Annotated in this window: 15 protein-coding genes; 3 read left to right on the top strand and 12 right to left on the bottom strand. The window is 39.4% G+C overall.

Features of this window, described 5'->3' with window-relative positions; translation table 11 throughout:
• Window positions 1-5 precede the first annotated feature (5 nt).
• The 4 genes from J7W16_RS19720 to J7W16_RS19705 are packed head-to-tail and all read right to left on the bottom strand — an operon-like array spanning window position 6 to window position 3,985.
• The gene (locus J7W16_RS19720) at window positions 6-845 is read right to left on the bottom strand and encodes an ABC transporter ATP-binding protein (protein ID WP_210599203.1); all 840 of its coding nucleotides are present in this window, start codon (window positions 843-845) and stop codon (window positions 6-8) included.
• Window positions 845-1,876 carry a FecCD family ABC transporter permease gene (locus tag J7W16_RS19715; RefSeq protein ID WP_210599202.1) on the bottom strand — a complete coding sequence of 344 codons (1,032 nt, stop codon included), beginning with the start codon at window positions 1,874-1,876 and terminating at the stop codon, window positions 845-847. Before J7W16_RS19715 ends, J7W16_RS19720 begins: the two co-directional genes overlap by 1 nt.
• Window positions 1,873-2,907 (bottom strand): FecCD family ABC transporter permease, encoded by a 1,035-nt coding sequence (locus J7W16_RS19710; protein WP_210599201.1) that lies wholly within the window; start codon window positions 2,905-2,907, stop codon window positions 1,873-1,875. The genes J7W16_RS19715 and J7W16_RS19710 overlap by 4 nt, the downstream gene beginning before the upstream one ends.
• Window position 2,908: 1 nt before the next feature.
• Complete coding sequence (locus tag J7W16_RS19705) at window positions 2,909-3,985, bottom strand: iron-siderophore ABC transporter substrate-binding protein (protein WP_210599200.1); 1,077 nt, start codon at window positions 3,983-3,985, stop codon at window positions 2,909-2,911.
• Between the two features lie 418 nt (window positions 3,986-4,403).
• Here J7W16_RS19705 and J7W16_RS19700 point away from each other — a divergent pair, with 418 nt between their 5' ends.
• Window positions 4,404-4,973 carry a nitroreductase family protein gene (locus J7W16_RS19700; protein ID WP_210599199.1) on the top strand — a complete coding sequence of 190 codons (570 nt, stop codon included), beginning with the start codon at window positions 4,404-4,406 and terminating at the stop codon, window positions 4,971-4,973.
• Between the two features lie 307 nt (window positions 4,974-5,280).
• Here the strand turns inward: J7W16_RS19700 and J7W16_RS19695 are convergent, their stop codons facing one another.
• From J7W16_RS19695 to J7W16_RS19660, 8 genes are all read right to left on the bottom strand, one after another.
• A complete protein-coding gene (locus J7W16_RS19695) occupies window positions 5,281-5,973 on the bottom strand; it encodes an ABC transporter ATP-binding protein (RefSeq protein ID WP_210599198.1) in 693 nt (230 codons plus the stop codon).
• Window positions 5,966-6,349 carry a GntR family transcriptional regulator gene (locus tag J7W16_RS19690; protein ID WP_210599197.1) on the bottom strand — a complete coding sequence of 128 codons (384 nt, stop codon included), beginning with the start codon at window positions 6,347-6,349 and terminating at the stop codon, window positions 5,966-5,968. The genes J7W16_RS19695 and J7W16_RS19690 overlap by 8 nt, the downstream gene beginning before the upstream one ends.
• A gap of 3 nt (window positions 6,350-6,352) precedes the next feature.
• The gene (locus tag J7W16_RS19685; protein ID WP_210599196.1) at window positions 6,353-7,147 is read right to left on the bottom strand and encodes a hypothetical protein; all 795 of its coding nucleotides are present in this window, start codon (window positions 7,145-7,147) and stop codon (window positions 6,353-6,355) included.
• A gap of 766 nt (window positions 7,148-7,913) precedes the next feature.
• Entirely contained in the window at window positions 7,914-8,804 is an 891-nt protein-coding gene (locus tag J7W16_RS19680) for a metal ABC transporter permease (protein WP_210599195.1), read from the bottom strand.
• On the bottom strand, window positions 8,801-10,141 hold the full coding sequence (locus J7W16_RS19675) for a metal ABC transporter permease (RefSeq protein ID WP_210599194.1): 1,341 nt from the start codon (window positions 10,139-10,141) through the stop codon (window positions 8,801-8,803). The genes J7W16_RS19680 and J7W16_RS19675 overlap by 4 nt, the downstream gene beginning before the upstream one ends.
• A gap of 11 nt (window positions 10,142-10,152) precedes the next feature.
• Entirely contained in the window at window positions 10,153-10,902 is a 750-nt protein-coding gene (locus J7W16_RS19670) for a metal ABC transporter ATP-binding protein (RefSeq protein WP_210599193.1), read from the bottom strand.
• A 24-nt stretch (window positions 10,903-10,926) separates the two neighbouring features.
• A complete protein-coding gene (locus tag J7W16_RS19665; protein WP_210599192.1) occupies window positions 10,927-11,850 on the bottom strand; it encodes a metal ABC transporter solute-binding protein, Zn/Mn family in 924 nt (307 codons plus the stop codon).
• Between the two features lie 303 nt (window positions 11,851-12,153).
• Complete coding sequence (locus J7W16_RS19660) at window positions 12,154-13,077, bottom strand: YncE family protein (protein WP_210599191.1); 924 nt, start codon at window positions 13,075-13,077, stop codon at window positions 12,154-12,156.
• Window positions 13,078-13,342: 265 nt separating this feature from the next.
• Here J7W16_RS19660 and J7W16_RS19655 point away from each other — a divergent pair, with 265 nt between their 5' ends.
• Together J7W16_RS19655 and nirB are read left to right on the top strand one after the other, a co-directional pair.
• Window positions 13,343-14,515 (top strand): MFS transporter, encoded by a 1,173-nt coding sequence (locus tag J7W16_RS19655; RefSeq protein ID WP_210599190.1) that lies wholly within the window; start codon window positions 13,343-13,345, stop codon window positions 14,513-14,515.
• A gap of 293 nt (window positions 14,516-14,808) precedes the next feature.
• On the top strand, window positions 14,809-17,121 hold the full coding sequence (nirB, locus tag J7W16_RS19650) for a nitrite reductase large subunit NirB (protein WP_210599189.1): 2,313 nt from the start codon (window positions 14,809-14,811) through the stop codon (window positions 17,119-17,121).
• Window positions 17,122-17,151 lie beyond the last annotated feature (30 nt).

Below are 17,151 nucleotides of genomic sequence, written 5' to 3'. Positions count from 1 at the left end.
TACTTTTAAGATAACTCGGCACCGTAAGTTTGCTTATCCATATAAAAATTAGCATGATGCCTTCCTATTGGTACAACAGAAGGAGAGCCCGAAACGGGGTCTTCGATTACCGTGCAATGAAGTCCAAAAATATCTTTAATTAGCTCACTTGTAATTATCTTTGAAGGTTCACCTTCTTCGACAAGCTTTCCTTGATGAAGAGCAAATATATAATCTGCATAACGAGCTGACAAATTGATATCATGTAGGACCATGACAATCGTTGTTCCGAGTTTTCGATTGAGGTCTGTTAGCAGATCAAGAATTTCGATTTGATAGGTAATATCTAAAAAGGTTGTTGGTTCATCAAGAAATAAGATATCTGTTTGTTGAGCTAGAGCCATGGCAATCCATACACGCTGTCTTTGACCGCCAGAAAGCTCATCAATATGTCGATCAGCAAACTGAGTAATATTCATCATTTCCATTGCCTCGGTTACTGCCTCATAATCCTTCTGTGTCCAGCCTTTTAGAAATGATTGGTGTGGGTACCTGCCGCGACCAACTAGATCTGCAACGGTGATCCCCTCAGGAACAATAGGTGATTGAGGCAGGAGACCTAACACACGAGCCAATTGCTTTGGTGGAATCTTATTAATTGGTTTTCCGTCCATCGTTACTTGACCAGACGTGGGTTTAATGAGCTTAGCCATCGTTTTAAGAAGTGTTGATTTTCCACATCCGTTAGCTCCAATAATAATACTAATTTGGTTGCTAGGGATCGAAATACTCACATCATGTAGAATCATTTTATTTTCGTATCCAGCAGTGATTCCTTCAGTTTGAAAAATATGTGTCGGTTTCATTATAAATCTCCCTTTCGATTCATTCGGATTAGCAGATAGATCAGATAAGGAGCACCTAGAATACCTGTAATGACACCTACAGGGTATCTAGTAACGAAAGCGAATTGTCCAATAAGATCCGATGCTAAAACTAAAATGATCCCAACAAGTCCTGCTGGAATAACGCTTGAAAATCCAACGCCAACTAACCTTTTTGCAATAGGACCTGAAAGAAAGGCAACAAATGCAATAGGTCCTGTTGAAGCAGTTGCTAACGCAATAATTAGTACAGAACTAATCACAAGGAAAAGGCGTGTCTTGTCAGTATGGATTCCAAGTGAGGTTGCTGCTTGTTCTCCGAGCTCTAACATATCTAATCGTTTTCCAAGTGCAATGATAATAGGTGCAAAGATAAGGACAGTTACGATAAGAGGATAAAGTGTCTCCATTTTCATTCCGTTAAGACTACCAGTTAGCCATCTCATTGCAGTTGGGATGTCGTGTTCTTGACCAATGAGTAATAGATACGATACGACAGCGTTTAGCATTGCTTGAATGCCAATCCCTATTAAAATTAATCTTCCTATTGAAAATGACGTTCCTCTTGATAAGGCAAAAATAGCAATTACTGTAACAAGCCCCCCGATAACAGAAGCAATCGAAACAACCATATTACTTGCCTGAAGTACGATGATACAAAAAACAGCCGCTGCACTTGAACCAGCTGTGATACCGATTACATTGGGGTTTGCTAGAGGGTTTCTTAACATAGTCTGGAAGACATAGCCAGAAACTCCAAATGCAAATCCAGCAAAAACACCTGCAACCATTCTCGGAAAACGAATCGTTCCGACAGCGAATGATGCTCCTTTTATATCTTCCCCCAATAGAACACGAATTACATCCATAACAGGATAAATCGTGTTTCCTAACATAAGCATAGTACAACAAAGTGCAAATGCAATAACTGCTAGCAAGGAGGTCATAAGGTAAAAACGACGAAGTCTTTTTGTTCTGCCAACTTTTATAAGATTCATAGATTCATTTATCATAATGCACGCATTTTCGCTTTCATTGTAATTAAGATTAAGATAGGGGCACCAACAAAGGCAGTGACCACACCAACCTCTAGCTCACCAGGACTTCCTAAAATCCGACCAAATACATCCGATACTGTTAATATGATCGCTCCTGATAGAGCAGACATTGGGATAATGTATCGCAAATCTGGACCTAGAACGAGTCGAATAACATGTGTTGATAATAATCCTATAAAGCCAATAGGACCTGCCAGTGCAGTAGCAACGCCACACAAGAGCACACCACCAAAAGCTGCAATAAGTCTAAGAGTGCCAGTGCGTACTCCAAGTCCTGAAGCAACTTCATCACCTAATGCCAATGCATTTAGCGCTGGGGCACAGAAGAAAGCTATTAGTAATCCTACAACAAGAAAAGGAATAAACAACGAGATTGAATCCCAATTTCCAGCTCCAACACTACCTACCTGCCAAAATCTAAATTGATCCATGACGTTTGAGCGAGGAATCATGATTGCCATTACAAGTGATGATAACGCCGCACTTGTAGCTGCACCTGCTAAAACGAGTTTAAGGGGCGTGGCACCGCCACTCCCCATCGAACCAATTCCGAATACAAAAATGGCAGTTAAGATTGCTCCTAGTAGGGCAAGCCAAATATATTGACTAGCAGTTCCAATATTTAAAAAGGAAATCCCAAAAACGACAAAGAGTGCTGCCCCAGTGTTAACTCCTAGTATACTAGGGTCCGCAATAGGATTACGTGTAACTGATTGCATAAGAGCTCCAGAAACTCCTAGTGCAGCACCACACATTAGACTAAATATCGTTCTAGCAATTCTTTGGCGCACAACATTTGCTCCGTGGGACTGTACTTCTGGATGAAATAAGCCATTCATTAGCTCATTCCATCCAACAGCACGAGACCCAAAAGCAAGAGAAGCCAATACACATATACCAAGTAAGACCATAGTTAGTATGAACACTTTTATGAAATGCCTCGGTATAAGTAACTGCTTATTTTCTGTAGCGGGTATTTGATTCATTTTATTCTACTTTGCTTACAGCTTCCGAAAGTAATGTTAAGTACTCGTCAATCGTATATTCAATTGAAAGTGTACTTGGAGTTCCTGCGGCTGCAAGTGGAGTATTATCTTCAATAATTACGACTGAACCTCTTTTTACAGCTGGAATTTCTCCGAAGATTGGGTCAGCTTGCAATGCTGCAAGTGTATCGGCATTTCCATAAGAAACGAAGATGTCAAGATCATTAAGCATATCAGCATTTTCAGCACTTACTTGAATAAAGAAATTACCATCTGTCATTTGACTTGTAATACTTTCAGGGTATTCCATTCCAAGCTCAGTTAGGAATTCACCACGTGGATCTCCTGTTGAATAGATGTAAAATGAAGATAAATCAGCACCGTTAACACTCAGGAATGCAGCTTTTTTACCCTCAAGTTCAGGATACTCACTTACTTTATCTTGAATTAATTTCTCCGTATCAGCAATCAGTTGCTCACCTTCAGCGGCCATTCCCATACCCATTGAGTTAAATGTAATTTGTTCACGCCAAGAAGCAACCCATGGCTTCTCTTGGTAGGCAACAACTGGAGCAATTTCACTTAATGTGTCATATTGTTCTTGAGTAATACCTGAGTATGCTGCAAGAATAACATCTGGAGCAGAATCTGCAATAGCTTCAAAGTCTAAACCGTCAGTATCTTGATAGATAGTAGGGCTATCTTCACCAAGCTCCGTTAACTTCTCTGCTGTCCAAGGTAATACTCCGCTACCGTCTTGAACACCATAGTTTGCAGCTGAAAAACCAACTGGAACAACACCTAGAGCTAGAGCAACATCATGGTTTGACCATGCAATTGTAGCAACGCGTTCAGGCTTTTCTTCAATAACTGTTTCCCCAAAAGCATGTGTAACCACAATTGGGTATTCAGTAGTATCTTCTGCTGTTTCTTCAGTTTCAGTTGTATCTGTACTCGCTGAATCATTTTCAGCTGGAGCTTCTGTAGAATCGGTTCCTTCAGTTGCACAACCAACTAACATTATCATGATTGCAACGGAAAGTAATAGAGTAAATAATGAGTTACGTTTTCTAGTCATTTTATACCAATCCTTATCATCAATTTTATTTTTTCTTTAATCCTAAATTACACTACAGACACTACAGTACCTTTTTCAATTTTAGAGAACTGGTCCGAGAGTTTCTGTTCTGATGCTATTGGATTATAAATTAGCAATCAGAGAATGGATGAATAGTGACTTTGACCCTCCCTCATTTGATAATGATTATCATTAACACTAATAATGATATTAATTTATTAGTAAGTTGTCAATGGAAATTTTCAGATATTATCGTGAGCAAGTATTTTAATGAGATAATATGAGGTAGATCTTAGGACTTAGTAAAGAAGATAATAACTATTTATCCGCAATCCTATCCCATCTTTGTATATATCGGAATATGTTAGTATTATAGAAATTGCATAAGAAAAATGATAAAAAAGAATAGGGTGATGAAATGGATTTAATGGAAGTGCTTAAAGCTAGAAGAAGTATTGGTCTGGTGAAAGAGGACGCCGTATCACGCGATTTAATTGAACAGATACTTGAAGCAGGGACGTACGCACCTAATCATCACCGAACAGAACCTTGGCGTTTTTTCGTTCTTGAAGGAGATGCTAGGAATAGACTAGGAGATGTACTCGCAGAGATTACTCAATCAACATGTGCCGACCCTCCTTCTGAAGACGATCTAAAAAAAATTGAGAGACAAAGGAAGAATCCACTTAGGGCTCCGGTTATTATTGCTGTTGGTGTTGAACCAACAGATAAGAAAAATGTCATTTTACAAGAAGAACATGCAGCTGTACATGCAGCGGTTCAGAATATGCTTCTAGCGATTCATGCATTAGGATTAGGTGCGGTTTGGAGAACAGGACCGATTTGCTACGATAAAAAGGTGAAGGAATTTTTCAAATTATCACCTCAAGGTGAGTTAGTTGCCTTTTTATATATTGGATATCCAAATATGGAGCCAGGGAAAAAGATTAATAAAGGGTTTGAAGAACATACAACATGGATGGAATAATCAACTAAAAGAAAAAAGAGGGCCGGGACAAAAGTCACTAACAAAAAAACGAACGAAGGGGTAGGGCATAGGGACGCCGCTGAGTATCCTCGTGCTTCGTGACTTTTGGGTCCCCTTTGGCTTTTGCATGAGGCCACTGAAAGAGTCCCTTTGGCAGATTCGAGGAAGCAGCAATGGCTCCACACGTTGCACGCCTGCTATGAAACCCCCACTCATAGCAAGCTTAAGAGAACGCAACGGTTCCGCTCATTGCTTAAAGGCCACTAGGAAAGGTGAAAATCATACCTTTCCTTAGTGGCCTCTCTTACTATCTATTATAAATTGTCGTCATCCATTCAACGATACCCATGTTTTGTTCAATGCGAAGTGATTCGACATTGTGATGGCCAATAATAGAGCCGTCTTTAATGACAATTACATCATCGAGGATTGTCTCAATTTCCTTGATTTCATGTGTTGTAATGAGGACAACTTGTTTTTCAAGATCAATAAATGAGATTAACCCTTTTACGATTGATTCACGAACCATCGGATCTAGGCCAGAAAGTGGTTCGTCCATTAAGATGACTGGAACTTCACGAGCAAGTGTTAGAACGATTTTTAGCCGTCCGCGATTCCCTTTTGATAGATGCTTTAATTTTGCATTCCTATCAAGGTTCATAAACTCCCTGATTTCTTCAGCCTTCTCTTTATTGAAATCTGGAAATTGTGATGCGTGGAAATCGATGGTTTCACCAACGTTGTAGAAGCTATAGTATTCATCCAGTTCAGATAAATAGGCAACTTGATTAGCAATTCGATGAGTCGAAGGGACACCATTAATCGTAATCGTTCCCTTAGTCGGTTTGTTCAGACCGGCAATTAGTTTAAGTGTGGTTGATTTTCCACTGCCGTTTTCCCCAACAAGACCGATAATTTTACCTGATTCTAGCTCAAGACTGACATTTTCCAAAGCTGATTTAGATAGAAACTTCTTAGAAACATGTTGAATGCTAATCATGAGTAATCCCTCCATTTACCTTGTTCAAAAAGGACCGAAGACCCGATTCGATTTCTGTATTGCTATAGCCCATTTCATGCATACCATCTACAAATTGAGAGATTTCCTCTGCTTTTAATTTTTCTCTCATTTCATTTAAAATTGCTTGATCCTCAGTCACAAATGTCCCTTGGCCTCGCTTTGTCTCCACAATTTTCATCCCTTCTAGTTCACGGTACGTACGTTGAACCGTATTTGGATTAACATTTGATTGAATACCCATCTCTCTTACTGAAAGTAATTTATCACCTGGCTTAAGTTCACCACGAAGAATTTGTTTGTTTATTCGATCAGCTAATTGACTATAAATTGGTTTTGAAGCATTGAAATCTGTCATTGATTAAACCTCAACCTTTCGTTCAAGAAGCCAACAAGCACCCAGAAATAAGAGAAGGGCAAGGACAGATTCAAAAATGTATTCACCGATATACAGGTTAACTTCTCCGATTTCACTCATTACATCAGTACTTTCAGAATCAACGGTGAAGCTAAGTCCATTGATTAGTTCCGGGAATTGAACTGGCCCCCATGACGTAATTGTTTCAACAAGGACGGTCCCTGAAAACCACTCACCAATACTTGCGAAAGCTATAAAAAGTACAAACGTCATAACGAAACTAACAAAGCCTCCCAATTTTGAATGAATGGCGAGAAAGATCATCCAGAAGAACAAGAAAACAGCGGCAAAGCTTAAGGCTATTAAAATAAGATGTGAACCTCCAAATAGGCTAATGCCAAGAACATTAACATCTGCCAGCTCTTGATTGAATGTTGATGAGTAATTCCATGACAGGAGAAAGGTGGAAGCCGTTATGATCATGGTGATGACCATAAAGAATAACCCCGATACAACTTTGGCGAGAAGGAGGGCGTATCCAGGCATCGGATTGTGGAGCCACAAGTGCAGGCGTTTCTTTTCATATTGCAAACTATGCAGCAGATAGTAAACGAGATAAAATACTTGAACCCCTGTAGCAATCATTGCAACAATCGTTATCGATTCAAATGAAAATCCTGCGTTTGAACTGAAATAAGCAGCAACCCCACTAATGATAATAAAAGCAATGATTGGAATTAGAAATGCCGCAAACCCCACTCTTACTTCCTTCCTAACTAAACTGAACCAAGCTGACATAAAATGACCTCCTTATAATTTTGTTATACTGTACTAATATGATAGTACACTAATACAAAAGTACGGTCAATGGGTAAATGGGATATTTTACAAAAAACAGTGGCTGCTTTATACGGACTGTAGACAGAGTAACTCTAGGAACTAACGATATTTAAGATTGTTCTCAGTCTTACGATTGAGGATAGGGTGACTGACTGCAGGGGGGAAGGGAGGACTCTGAAAAGGTACGGTTTAAAAAATCACATGCCAATATACAAATATAAAAGACCAAAATGGGTGCCTGCATTTACGTACTCGACAAACAGGAAACCCTGCGATTTAGATTTCAGTTTTACTTACGGACATTGGTTCCGCTAAGTAATGGAAAAAAACAAAAAATCGTGTAGTAACGGACATTTAATCCTTTATTCAGTGTTTGGATTGTCATTTTTCTAAGATTTATATGAAATAACGGATCATATGTCCCTAACAGTGTTAAGAAGGGGGGATTATTAGGATTTAAGGGATCATATGTCCGTAAAGAATTCTACAAACTGTAAAAAAACCTGAAACATTTGAGACATTGCTGCTTGCTCAAATTTATAAAAAGGAGCTTGTTTCAGTGAAAATCCACCGGCTAAGCCGGTTAGTTCCATTCCCTCCGGAGGGTGCGTGCCCCCATCCCGGTAGCGGAGTCGAAGGTCCTGTCATAGCCTTCCTAATAAAAAAGCTTGCTGACTGCTCTTCAAAGAGCTTTGTCAACAAGCTGAATACAGCCACTGCTGTCTTAGTTTGAGGAATCATTAAATTTAAGTTTACGACGTGCGAGTAGCTTTGAAAGCAGCCCGTGTGTGGGGGAGAAAATAAATGTAAGACCAAAGAGTATTCCAGCAACGGATGCCATTGAGCCTGATATGGAGACATTGGATAAAAGGGCCGTGTAATAACCTCCTACTGCTGAAAGAATACCTACAACTGCACTTAGGATCAGCATGATAGATAGGCGGTCCGTCAATAGATAAGCAGTTGCCCCAGGAACGATAAGCATCGCCACAACTAAGATCGCACCAACACTATCAAAAGAAGCAACAGTCGAGATTGACAGCATTCCCATTAACAAATAATGAATGACCATGACGGGGATGCCTAGTGCTATAGCCATATCCGGATCAAATGAGGCAATCTTAATCTCTTTGTAAAAACAAGCGATAATAATTAAGTTAATAAGTAGAACAGAACCTAGGATCCAAACGGCTTTAGGTCCCAGGTCGACCCCAGCAATTTCAAGAGTGTTCCAAGGGATGAAGGCAATCTCACCCATTAACGTGTGATTGACATCTAAATGAACACGGCTTGCAAATGAGGTTAGTAAAATGACCCCGACTGCAAATAGAGAAGTGAAGACGACTCCAATGGCAGCATCTGATTGAACACCACTCGCATCAAGCAGTTGAATTAAGAAGGCAGTAAGCAATCCAACGATCACCGCACCGATGAACATATTGATTCCTTCCAAGCTATTACTAATTAAAAAGGCAGCGACGATACCAAGTAGAACGGTATGGCTTATGGCATCGGCAATCATGGCCATTTTTCTTAAGATAAGAAAACAGCCAATGACCCCACACGTAACACCGACAAGAGAACCTGTTAAGATAATCCAAGCCCCATACGTCATTGGCTATTCGCCTCCCTTCGAAATCCGCTTGTTGAATGTGTTACTAGTTGAATAGCTTTAGGTTCCCTGTCATAGATTAAGAGTAATTCTTTTAATTCCTCAAGAATTTCCTTCGGTAGCTTAAAGATGTCGGACTTTTGATCTTGTTTGATATTGAGATGGGCAAATTTTGTTTCATTCATCAAGTAAACCTCTACTAATCTATTTTGAAGAGTAATTGTATGGGCAACCTTTAGTCCTCGGTTTGTTAATGTCCATTGATTCGTTTTTGTTTGACAAGTGAGCCCATCTTTTTCAAGACGTACAAGAGTTTGTTCTAATGCACGTTTCTTAGTATGACGCCTTTGGATGATTTGCCCTGTCGAAAAATCATTAGATGTGATAGTGGGTTTCTGTTGCAATGTTTCTTCTAATAAATCATAGAGAGTTTGTAAAGTGTTCTCCTTTAATACTTCTTTTCTCAACTTATATTGGCGGAGTGACTTCATAAGTAGGCCACGATTTGGAGCGAATACGAGTGAAACGAGAAAGATGATTGTAGCTGCAACAATAATAAGCGGCCCTGTAGGCATTTTATTTGCAGAAATACTTAAGGCCGTTCCTAAAACGCCTGAGACGGCACCAATAACACCAGAAATAATGATCATATGATCAAGTCGTTCTGTCCAATATCTAGCGGCAATTGCAGGAGTAATAAGCATTGCTGCCATCAAAATCACTCCTACAGTTTGTAGGCCGATCACGACAGCCCCAACAATTAATGTCATGAGTAAGCCATTTAGCAAGCCTGTTGGTAGACCAATTCCACGTGCGAACTGGGCATCAAATGTTAGTAGTTTCAGTTCTTTAAATAGAATAAATGTAATGATGATTAAAGTGATGGCAACCCCAGAAATGATTCTCACATCTGTTCCAACTAACGAAGCAGCCTGCCCAAATATAAATTCGTCTAAGCCACTTTGGTTTCCGTTACTATTTTGGTTAATATAGGTTAGAAGAACAATCCCAAAGCCAAAGAACACGGACAAAATTAGACCAATTGCTGTATCTTCTTTAATTCGGGAATGTTTAATAATCATTTGAATAAAGTAAGTCGCTAACAAACCAGCGAGTGCTGCACCGATTAAAAACCAAATCATTGATTTAGAGCCTATAATAAGATAGGCGACACAGATCCCTGGTAAGGCCGCATGTGCCATGGCATCCCCGATCAGGCTTTGTTTGCGAAGCAAGGCGAAGCTACCAAGAACTCCGCTCGCAATGCCGAGTAAAGTTGTGCCAATTAATACCCATTGAGAATTTGGATTTGTGAAAAGATTTATGACAATTTCAATCATGAATGTCACCCCTAATGTTGCTCAATTATCGCATTTCTTTGGTCAAGAAATGCTAGACGGCCTCCGTATGTTTTTTGGAGATTCTCCATCGTAAACACTTCTTCCGTTGGACCAATGGCGATTTTTCGCATATTTAATAATAGCACCCAGTCAAAATAATCTTTGACAGTTTGAAGGTCATGATGGACGACAAGGACGGTTTTGCCCTGAGCCTTTAGTTCATTTAACAGAGAGATAATCGCTCTTTCTGTAGCCGCATCAACACCAACAAACGGTTCATCCATAAAGTAGACAGTTGCATCTTGGGCCAGTGCTCTAGCAAGAAAGACCCGTTGCTGTTGTCCGCCAGATAATTGACTAATTTGTCTGTTGGCGTAGTCCTTCATTCCAACCTTATTTAAACATGAAAGAGCATACTCGATATCCTTTTTACCGGGACGCTTAAACCAGCCAATATGGCCGTAGCGTCCCATTAGTACAACATCAAGTGCATTTGTCGGAAAATCCCAATCAACAGAGCCTCTTTGAGGAACATAACCAATTAATTTTCTTTGTTTTTTATAAGGTTCTCCGTAAATTTCAACCTCTCCAGAGGCTTTTGGAATAAGCCCGAGAGCTGCCTTTATTAGCGTAGACTTTCCTGCACCATTAGGCCCAATAATGCCGATTAATTTCCCTTCAGGTACTGTGAAGCTAACCTCTTGAAGGACGGGTTTACGGTTATAAGCGACAGTTACATTGCTTACTTTAACTGGTTCCAATTGGAATTCCTCCTTCTATAACAGTTATTTCAATGATGACACAATTGTTTCAATATTGTGTTTGAACATACCAACGTATGTGCCCTCTTCTGTTCCTTGCTCTCCCATCGCATCAGAGTATAACTCTCCACCAATAACAACGGTATGATCCTTTTCGCCAGCACCTTCAACAACTGCGGTGATGGAACGGTCCGACACACTACTTTCAACAAAGACGGCTTTAATATTGCGATCAACAAGCACATCGACTAAATCTTGCACATCACGTAATCCATATTCTGAGTCTGTGCTGATGCCTTGAAGCCCCATTACTTCAAAGCCGAAAGCTTCGCCAAAATATTGAAAGGCATCATGAGCGGTGACAAGAACGCGACTTTCCTCAGGGATTTTTGCAAATTCCTCTTCACCGTAAGCGATAAGAGCTTCAATTTCTTTAAGGTATTTTTCAGCATTTTCTTTGTACGTATCAGCATGATCTGGATCAAGCTCAACTAATTGATCCCGAACTTCCTCGACAGCATACACCCATTTTGAAGGGTCAAACCAGATATGAGGGTCGATTTCACTCGCATTTTCCTGATCATCAAGTAGTAATGAGGTAGGAAGGGCATCTGCGACAGCTACTGTTGGCTTATCTTTGGACATTTTCTCGAAAATCGTATCCATTTTTCCTTCTAAATGTAATCCGTTGTAGAAGATAATATCTGCTTCATCTAATTTTGAAATATCTCCCTGTGATGCTTGATAGGAATGTGGATCAATTCCAGGCCCCATTAAAGATTCAACTTCTGCTAAATCACCAGCGACGTTGATTGCGATATCAGCAATTTGTCCTGTTGTTGTTGTAATGATCATTTTCTCATTATCGGAACCCGTTGTTTCTGAACCGCAGGCTGTAAGTACCCCAACTAGACAAATTGCAAAGACCCACTTTAATGTTTTTCTCATTTTAAAAACTCCTCCTTTTTTTGGTTCAAGCTATTTATTTTTCCTTAGGTAAACTTTTTAGAGAAAAAAAGAAGCAGTGCAATACAAAAATAACATATGAAAGATGATATGAAGGTGTGCACTATTTTTTCCCAATAGCATGAAAGGTGGACAGATGATAAAAAGTTTCCCTATGGAAACAATTTAACGTCTAGCAAACTAAAAGTCAATCAATTCCTTTCGACAGAAATCGATTGCTTGGGAAATAACAAAGAGCAGGGGTTTTTAATAACCCTTGCTCCTCTTTTGATCAATGTATTAACTCTAATTTGACTGCTTTAAATAGGCAATTCCATCAGGATGAATCCCTGCATCGATTCGTCCTTCTTCTTTAAGTGTACTCATGTTGATTACTGAAATATCATTTGTTTTGTTATTCGCTACATATGCATAGGAACCATCGTCATTAAATACTGTACCACCTGCCCATATACCAACTGGCACTCGTTTGATTTCCCAAGGGCGTACTTGTCCATTAATTTTTTGTTGTGTTTCAATTACTGAAATATCTCCTGACTCCCGGTTAGCACTAAGTGCGTATTTTCCGTCAGGGGAAAAGACTAATCTGACAGGACAACCACCAATGCGACGTTTGAATAATACCTCATATGTCATTGTATCAATTACATGCAATGTGTTGTCACCCTGGTTAGCAACATATAAGTGATGACCGTTCGGATGAACAGCAATACCCTCAGGTTCTGGACCGACAGGGAAGTGATTGATGATTTCTTCTTTTTCTACATCAATAACGGTAATATTATTGCTACCGATATTCGGTACATAAACGGTATTTCCATCTGGAGAAAAAGAGATCATATGAGATTTATCTTGGAATGTAGGTAAAATCTTCTCGATTTCATCTGTGGTCGTATTAATAATAAAGATTTTCTCACTATAGGTTGAAGCAAGGTAAAGCTTCTTCCCGTCCTTCGTTAAGCCAAGTCCGTGAGGGAAATCAAAATCTGGATGTTCAATCCGTTTAACGATTTCAAATCTAGAGTTGTCAATAATATTAATCTTATTTCCTAGGGAACAAGCAATATATGTTTTTTGCCCGTCGGGAGTAATGATCACTTCATGTGGGTTATGATCGGTTTCAATCGTTTTCTCAATTAGCTTTGTTTCAAGATTGATAATAGAAATAGTATCTTCGTCTTTATTTAGTACGATAAGACGTTCTGTCATCGGTATATCCTCCTCGAAATGTAATGAATATTATTCCTATTTTAACATGTTTATTTCGTGTATAGAAATATTTCTACCGAAAATACTTTGTCAACACATCTAACACATTGATAGATTATGATTTTTTAATTATTTACAATTAAACCTGCATAAATAAAAGGGTTTTTCACTTTGTTAAAAATAGGTCTGACAGAAATGATAACAGTGCTTCTGTCTTTTATTTCGATTTTTTTGTTCAGAATATTAAGATAAAAAGGGGGAGAATATGAAGCATAAAGGACAAATGGCAGCACTACTTTTCTCAACGTTAGCGATGATTGTGTCTTTCACTGTTTGGTCGGTCTTTTCGCCGATTGCTTCACTATTACAAGAAATGTATCAACTATCTGAAACGCAAAAAAGCTTTTTGATCGTCACACCGATCTTATTAGGGTCGTTAATGCGTATACCAATGGGCATTATTGCAGATAAATTTGGTGCAAGGAAAATTTATACACTAACAATGATTTTTAGTGTATTTCCTTTAATTGCTGCAGGGTTTTCAAATTCTTATACTGCATTACTCTTTTGGGCCTTCTTAATAGGTATGACAGGAACGACATTTACAATTGCGATCACGTATGTAACTAGATGGTATCCACAGGAAAAGCAGGGATTAGCACTTGGTATTATTGGTGTCGGTAATTTGGGTACGGCGATGGCAGCATTGATTGTTCCATCAATTGTTCATTGGTTTGGTTTGAACTGGGCTTTTTGGAGTTTAGCAGTTATATTGGCTGCGATGTCACTCGTTTTTTGGATGTGTACAGCAGATGTACCTAACCCGCCTAAGGCAAAAACGCTAAAAGAATCGCTCAGTGTATTAAAATTTAAAGAAACATGGGTTCTCTCATGCTATTATTTCTTAACATTTGGTGGATTCGTTGCCTTCGGATTCTATTTGCCAACACTGTTTCAAGAAACATTTCTTTTTACGGCAACGGTTTCAGGATGGTTTGTCGCTGGATTTGTTATTGTTGCTACATTAATTAGACCCCTTGGTGGGTATATTGCTGATCAACTCGGTGCTAAGCAAGTGCTCAGACTTTTGTTTGCTGGTATTGTTTGCACTTCGTTGATCATGGCATTTGTTGTTTCTAGTATTGTTTCATTCTGTATCTGCTGTTTTGTTATGGCGATCTTATTGGGAGCAGGAAATGGAGCTGTGTTCAAACTAGTACCGGACGTATCGCCAAACAACACTGGAGCCGTAACGGGGATTATTAGTGCAGTAGGTGGAATTGGTGGTTTCTTTCCACCACTAGTAATGGGTTTCCTAATGGAGACAACAGGTAGCTACAGCATTGGTTTTGTTTTGCTAGCGATTTTTGCAACGGGCTGTTTATGTATGAATCTCATACCAGAATTTAAGAAAAAACATCAATTCCATAGTGCTTAAGAAGGGCGGTGGCTTATCATATTGACAGAGAAAAAAAAATCTCTGTCAATATGGTTAGTCACTGTCTTTTTTGATTGTTACTCCAGGGGGACATGGTCAGAACATCTGACCAAGTAAGACCAAAAATTGGACTTGAGAAAAACATTGGTAATAAAGGGTTTACAGTAAGTTGTTTGTCAAAAGATGTGACAGACTCAATTATTTTTTAGGGAAGCTATGTGATAATGGAAACTACTTACTATTTGAATGCTGAATTTTCGTATAATTCAATTCATTTATGCTGGAGGTTTACAATGGGAAATCAAAAGCTTGTTATTATCGGGAACGGGATGGCAGGGGTTCGTTGTGCGGAAGAGATTATTAAGAATGACCCAAATGCCTTTGACATTGACATAATTGGTAGTGAACCACATGGAAATTATAATCGTATCATGCTTTCAGCTGTGCTGCAGGGTGGAACCAAAATGGATGATATCTTAATTAACGGTTTAGATTGGTACGAAGAAAACCAGATCACGCTTCATGCAGGAGAGACGGTTACGAAGATTAATAGAAAGAAAAAAGAAGTTAGTACAGATCAAAAGAAAACGATCGCTTATGATCGGTTAATTATTGCAACAGGCTCCAATCCATTTATGATCCCATTTCCAGGCAGTGACAAAGAAGGCGTTATGGCCTTTAGAACAATGGAAGATTGTGAACAAATGGTAGAGGCGGCGAAAAATTATGATAAGGCCGTTGTGATCGGTGGAGGTCTTCTAGGGTTAGAGGCAGCAAAAGGCCTGCTTCATTTAGGGATGAAGGTCGATGTCGTGCATCTTGGTGATTACTTGATGGAACGGCAGCTTGATTGCAAAGCAGCCAAACTTCTCCAAGCTGAGCTAGAAAAGCAGGGAATGAACTTTCTCTTAGAAAAACAAACGGAACGATTTATTGGTCAGAAACGTGTGAAAGCAATTGCCTTTAAAGACGGAACTCAAACAAGAGCGGATCTCGTTGTGATGGCCGTTGGTGTAAGGCCAAATATTGAACTAGCGAAAGACTGTGGACTTGAAATCAATAGAGCGATCGTTGTCAATGATTTCATGCAAACAAGTGATCCATCCATTTATGCGGTAGGTGAATGTGTAGAGCATCGAGGTGTTGTTTACGGATTAGTCAAACCATTATATGAACAAGGAAAAGTACTAGCGAAACATATTTGTGATGTCGGAACGAGAGGGTATCAAGGGACGATACTTTCTACTCAGCTTAAAATTTCCGGGGTTGATGTGTTCTCGGTAGGCCAGTTTGTTGATGACGCGACAACAAAAAGTATGAATGTTTTGGATGAACTAGAAGGGATTTATAAAAAGGTTGTTTTTCGAGACAAAATTGCAATTGGAGCTGTTTTGTTTGGAGATACGAGAGAAGGTCCAAAATTAATGGAAATGATCTCAAATCAAGAAAGAGCAGATGTAGTGAAGGAGGCGATCTTTCAAGTAACAACAAAATCGGCTGAAGAGCATCTTGCTACAATGCCACTCTCCGAAACGATTTGTACATGTAATAACGTTTCAAAAGGAACGATCATTGAAGCCGTCCAGAATCAAGGCTGTGCAACGGTTGATGATATTAAAAAATGCACAAAAGCTTCTGGATCATGTGGTGGCTGTAAACCGTTAGTAACCGATTTACTTTCGTATATTCAAAGTGATGAGTTTGATGAAGCGATCGAAGAGAAGACATTCTGTTCCTGTACTACACTTACCGAGAACGAAGTGGTTGAGCAAATTCAGGTCCAGCATCTAACTACAATTAAGGATGTCAAAAGAGAGCTAGGCTGGCAAGCGAGTGGCTGTTCCACGTGCTCAGCAGCACTTGATTATTACCTCGGCATCATATTTGCCGATGGTATTAGCTCGAATGTAGCAGATCAGAGGGTAGGTGCGACAAAGCAATTTGATGGAAACTATACAATTACACCATCGTTGAGCGGCGGAATGGTTTCGGCAGAGACATTAAAAGAGTTATCCAATTTAATTGATACCTACAAAATAAATAGGGTTGCCCTAACGCAAAACCAGCGTATTAGCTTAATCGGAATTAAGGAACAGGATGTAGAGACAATCTTAGATAAGCTAGGTATCGAAAAGAGGGCTTCAGAACATTGGGTTCATAATGTTCGAACCTGTATTGGAGAAACAAACTGTCATTGTGATAGGTACTCGGTACTAGAATTAGCAGAACAGCTAGATGAGCTTTTAGAATACGCATATACACCAGAGCACCTATTTCTTGCTGCCTCTGGATGTATCCATGATGGAGCCAATAGCAAGCAGACAGATATCGGACTAATTAAGATAAATCGAGGCTGGGAGATCTATATCAGCGGGACACTTCTATGCGTTAGTGAAGGAGATGTATCGGTATCGGATACAGTTATCGCATTGGTTCAATATTATCGACAAACAGCAAATTACCTTGAATCAATAAAACAATGGATGGACCGTATCGGGATTATTCATCTAAGAGAAGTGCTCTTTGAGTATGATTTGCGAATTGAACTTTTAGAAGGGTTTCACAAAAATAGTCAGCATCATCTTAAAAAGCTTGAGCTGTCCTAAGCAGTAATAGTGAAAATTGGACAAAAAGGA

This window comes from Halalkalibacter suaedae (assembly GCF_017939705.1).
Lineage (GTDB): Bacteria > Bacillota > Bacilli > Bacillales > Bacillaceae_D > Halalkalibacter > Halalkalibacter suaedae.
This window is presented reverse-complemented; position numbering and strand designations above follow the sequence as displayed.

Coding starts and splice junctions, on each gene's coding strand:
- J7W16_RS19720 (WP_210599203.1), bottom strand. CDS start 845: ATGAAACCGACACATATTTTTCAAACTGAAGGAATCACTGCTGGATAC.
- J7W16_RS19715 (WP_210599202.1), bottom strand. CDS start 1,876: ATGATAAATGAATCTATGAATCTTATAAAAGTTGGCAGAACAAAAAGA.
- J7W16_RS19710 (WP_210599201.1), bottom strand. CDS start 2,907: ATGAATCAAATACCCGCTACAGAAAATAAGCAGTTACTTATACCGAGG.
- J7W16_RS19705 (WP_210599200.1), bottom strand. CDS start 3,985: ATGACTAGAAAACGTAACTCATTATTTACTCTATTACTTTCCGTTGCA.
- J7W16_RS19700 (WP_210599199.1), top strand. CDS start 4,404: ATGGATTTAATGGAAGTGCTTAAAGCTAGAAGAAGTATTGGTCTGGTG.
- J7W16_RS19695 (WP_210599198.1), bottom strand. CDS start 5,973: ATGATTAGCATTCAACATGTTTCTAAGAAGTTTCTATCTAAATCAGCT.
- J7W16_RS19690 (WP_210599197.1), bottom strand. CDS start 6,349: ATGACAGATTTCAATGCTTCAAAACCAATTTATAGTCAATTAGCTGAT.
- J7W16_RS19685 (WP_210599196.1), bottom strand. CDS start 7,147: ATGTCAGCTTGGTTCAGTTTAGTTAGGAAGGAAGTAAGAGTGGGGTTT.
- J7W16_RS19680 (WP_210599195.1), bottom strand. CDS start 8,804: ATGACGTATGGGGCTTGGATTATCTTAACAGGTTCTCTTGTCGGTGTT.
- J7W16_RS19675 (WP_210599194.1), bottom strand. CDS start 10,141: ATGATTGAAATTGTCATAAATCTTTTCACAAATCCAAATTCTCAATGG.
- J7W16_RS19665 (WP_210599192.1), bottom strand. CDS start 11,850: ATGAGAAAAACATTAAAGTGGGTCTTTGCAATTTGTCTAGTTGGGGTA.
- J7W16_RS19660 (WP_210599191.1), bottom strand. CDS start 13,077: ATGACAGAACGTCTTATCGTACTAAATAAAGACGAAGATACTATTTCT.
- J7W16_RS19655 (WP_210599190.1), top strand. CDS start 13,343: ATGAAGCATAAAGGACAAATGGCAGCACTACTTTTCTCAACGTTAGCG.
- nirB (WP_210599189.1), top strand. CDS start 14,809: ATGGGAAATCAAAAGCTTGTTATTATCGGGAACGGGATGGCAGGGGTT.